Raw genomic sequence first — 4197 nt, 5'->3', positions numbered from 1 at the left:
CAATTGGCCTTCCCAGGGCATTGGGCATTAATCTTGCTTCTTCCCTATTGCTTCAGAATTACCAAGGCGAACCGATCATGGTAAAAGCAGCCCAATAATAGGGATGGGACAAATTTCGATCGCCCCTAGCGGCCAACTCCGACGGCAAAGGCAGAGCTTGATTGTTGCCCGATCGTACCAAATAACCGTTTTGCAACCGCACATCCCCCCGCAGCATCGCCAACTGCGCTTGACGCAAAGCCTCAGCCTTAATCGGCGCGGTGCGTAACTGCTGGTAAAACTCAGTCATCAGCCCCAAAGTACCCGCATCTGACACATACCACAAACTCGCCAAAGCCGACTTTACCCCCGCGTGCACCGCCAACCCGGCAAACCCCAACTCAGCTTGTTCGTCGCCCACCGCCGTAGTGCACGCACTCAAAACCAACAACTCCACCTGCGGGTTGGACAACTTCAACTCACTCAACTGATTCAACCGCAACTTAGTATCCCAAAACTGAATGTAAGAATTTTCGGCACCCCCAGGCTGAAAATCGCCGTGAGTAGCTAAATGAATAATTTTGTATTGCGGTTGATTGCGCTTGTCCTTCAAATTTGCCAGAGTAAAAGCTTCATTGAGAAAAGACGAGCCGGGCCAAATCTTGCCCACAATTGTCGATATTTCCAGCGGCACCGCAGGCAAAGGATTTTGATCGTATTTGGCCGGAAATTTCGACGCACCCATCGCCAAAACTTCAGAATCCTTAACATCGGCATAGCGAGTATCAGTCAAACTCAAACTGGGAATCAGCCCCAAACTGTACTTTTCTACCAAAAACTGTTTGCCGTCAAAAAGAGCAGCCAAAGGCAAAGTTCGCAAACCCGCATCCATCGAAAACACCAAGGTATCTATCTTGTTAGCCTCCAATTCCGGTTGCAGCGGTGCAATTAACCACTGGTAAAGTTCCCGGGCAGGTTGCTTGTAATCAGTAGCATTCAATCTCCTAGGAGTTCTCACAGCATTAGTGAATTCTTTAGCAACTTGCAAAACAGTGGAGCGATTCGCAGCCACGCTTTTAAAAACACTTTTGCCGTCGGGCAAGAATAACACAAGTTCTAAATGTTGCTCTTTCGCCCACACGTAAATAATGGCGGGTTTAACTCCGGTCAAGCGATTGACGCTGCTGAGAGTATCTCGAATACTTTGCTGCGTGACTGATTTTTGACCGAGATTTCCGCCAAAGTAATGTTCAAATTCCTGGCCTTGAATTCTATCTCTTTGCTGCACTGCGTCGATCGGACTTATGGGGATCGCACTCGATCGAGCAATCTCAGGAACCCTGGCATTCTCGACACTTTCTACACTCACCGCACTCGCTGGCTTCTGTGCCGCACTCGCCCCGCTGCCGTTTTCTGTCGCTGCTGGCGTACCCAGATTGTCTTTTAACACCCGCGACGACAGCAGTAGCGAGGTGGGGCTACCAGTCTCGTTCGACCCCGCCTCAACAGGCGCAGCAGCAGGCTCTGGCGAGACATTTGCGGTACTGCTCTTGGGAACAGGCGCTGCTGGGATCTGAGTGACAATTTGTTGAGAACTGCCTGTAGTTTTCAGTTCCACACTGGTAGTTGGTGCCGGACTCGGCACGATCGACAGCCGCACAGCAGTTGGGGAAGCCGCGGCGTTCGACTTCGAGCTTGCCGGCGGCACAGCCGTCGCCTTGCAGTTTCCTGACGGGCAACTGCTTTGCAGCAAACTCAGCGAACCCGATCGCACCTGCCCGTCTGTAGAAATGCTAACGTTCGGCGCGCGATCTTCGGCAGCCGTTGCGGTTCCTGCCGCCCGAAACACTCCTCCGGCATCAATTGCCACATCGCCTCCGGTATTGCCGCGAGCTTTGATCGAAACAACTTCAACATCTTTCTTTCCGTTAATCTCGATCGAACCGGCACTTCCGGACTCCGAACTCGAATTGAGCGCCCCTGTCACGATCTGGCCGGGCGCGGTGATCGAGATATTTCCGCCGCTTTTGGCACCGAAAGCATTGACGTTGCCAGCTTCTACCGCACCGCTGCTGCGGATTTTGACATCGCCTCCCGCCCCGAGCGCCGATCGAGATGAAACAACACCAACAGTTACATTACCCTGACTGCTAGCGATGTCGATCCCAGCATTCGAGGTAACGTCTCCGACAGCGACAGTACCGGCGATCAGAGAAATTGTGGCGTTATCGGTGCCGGCGATCGCACCCGTTCCCGCGATCGCACCCGCGCCAAAAGGCGATCGGACTGTGGTCGGATCTTGAAATGTCAAAGCCGCCGCTGGCGCTGAATTTGAGGTTGAATTTGAGGCTGCTGTTGCCGCACCAATAGTTATCAAACCGCTACCGTCAGCGCGGCCGATCGCGATTGAAGCAAACCCGTTCCGCAGCGAGTTCAATTCCGCAGCAGTCAAGTCCAAAGCCTCTGTGTCATCCGCACCGGCCACAGTAATATTCTGAGCCGGAGCGGACGGTTGCAGCACCAGATTGCCGTTGCTGGCGATCGAATTCTTACCCCCGGTCAAATCAATTTCGTTGCCTGTCAGAGTAATATTTCCCCCTGTTTGCGAGCCGCCAGCTTCGATCGAGCCTGCACTCACTCCCCCGCGGGCTGTCAGCGTCACATTCCCCGCGCGATCGCCCCTAGTGTCGATCGCCCCAGCAGTCACCGTGCCATCTGCGGTGACGATCGCATCACCCGCCGACGTGCGCGGCACTTTAGAATTGACAGAAGTGGTGATGCTGGGCGGAGTTCCAGTGCGTAACTGACCCGTTGTCACATTCCCCGCTGTGCTCTTGATGCGAATTTCTTGATTGTTGGTAGTGATATTTCCGATGCGGATATTGCCGTCAGCTTTGAGATTAATTGAGGCATCGTCTGCCCCTGTCAGGGAACTTGTGGTAGTGATTGTTCCCAAACCCGCCGGCGACTGAATAATTAGCGGGTCATAAAATGTGAAATCCTGAGCAATCAAAATCGCACCGCTACCGTTGCTGCGGCCGATCGTAATTCCCGCAAACCCATTTTGCAGACTTGCGAGGTCGTTTGCTGTCAGATTCAAATAAATATTAGTACCGACATCTCCTAAACCGCCGATCGCAATATTTTGATCCGGATTCCAAGGTTGCAGTACCAAAAAGCCGGTGCCGCTGACCGAATTTTTGCCACCAGTCAAATTAATTTCATTACCCGTCAAAGTAATGTTTCCCGAACCGCCTGCGATCGAGCTCACTTCCAGAACGCTGCGAGCCGTCAAAGTTACATTTGCCGCCGATTTAGAACCGCTAGCATCAAGTTTTTGGGCCGTGACGTTTTGACCTTCGAGCAAAATATTGCCGCTGGTACCGCTGCTAGAATTAGATGCCGAAATATTGTTAGCAACCGTTGTTCCCGGACTAATCAAACTAATATTTCCGCCGTTGCTCGACAAATTGCCCGCCGTAATTTGACTGCCGGAAATGGCGATCGAGCCACCAGCCGTGCTAATTGTATCGCCAGCATTCATCGAAAAAACACCCGCCCCGCTGCGATCGGCATCTGCTCTCAATGTCACCGAACCAGTAGTGGCCGCAAAGCTCAACTTATTCTCCGCCAAATCAGCAATTTTAATATCGTTGAGCGCTTCGAGAACCACATTTGCCCTCTCCGACAGACTTTCCAAAGCTCTTGTGGAAATTCTCAGCGAAGGAGCGGAATTGTTTTGCCCTCCCGGTGGAGTTCCTGTTGCCAAAATATTATTGTTAGCAATAATTTCCGCATCACCCGCCGCTTCTGCAGCATCTGTAATTAAAATATTCTCCGGATCGAGCAGCAAAGTCCCCAAACCGTTTGTGCCGGAAGTATCGACATTACCGTTAAAAATCAATCTTTGCTTGCCCGAAACTTCCACAAACCCGCCAATACCGCTGCTGACGCCAGTTGTAGAAATGCCCGTCGCACTGATGCTGCCCAAAAATGCTGTTGTATTGTCCGCCCAGACAAAAACTCTGCCACCGTTGCCGGACTTTGTGGCGTTGGCAGCGATCGAACTTTTGCCATCCACATAAGTCATCATCGCATTCGGCACAGTTCCCTTACCGCGGTAATCTCCCCCGATCCGCACCGTTCCGCCGCCCTTGCCCCCCGAAGCCTCAATCTTCGCTCCAAACAGCCCTACCTTCTCGCCCAACACGTTCACGC

The 4197-nt window shown here is 52.4% G+C and carries 1 protein-coding gene; it reads right to left on the bottom strand.

Going from position 1 to position 4197, the window contains the following annotated elements:
* Positions 1 to 58: 58 nt before the first annotated feature.
* A partial coding sequence (locus tag IQ270_RS28695) for a CHAT domain-containing protein (protein WP_193976519.1) occupies positions 59 to 4197 on the bottom strand: 4139 nt, incomplete at its 5' end.

This window comes from Microcoleus sp. LEGE 07076 (assembly GCF_015207455.1).
Lineage (GTDB): Bacteria > Cyanobacteriota > Cyanobacteriia > Cyanobacteriales > Microcoleaceae > Microcoleus.
Note: the sequence above shows the minus strand (reverse complement) of the source record. Positions and strands in the feature narration are given on the sequence as shown.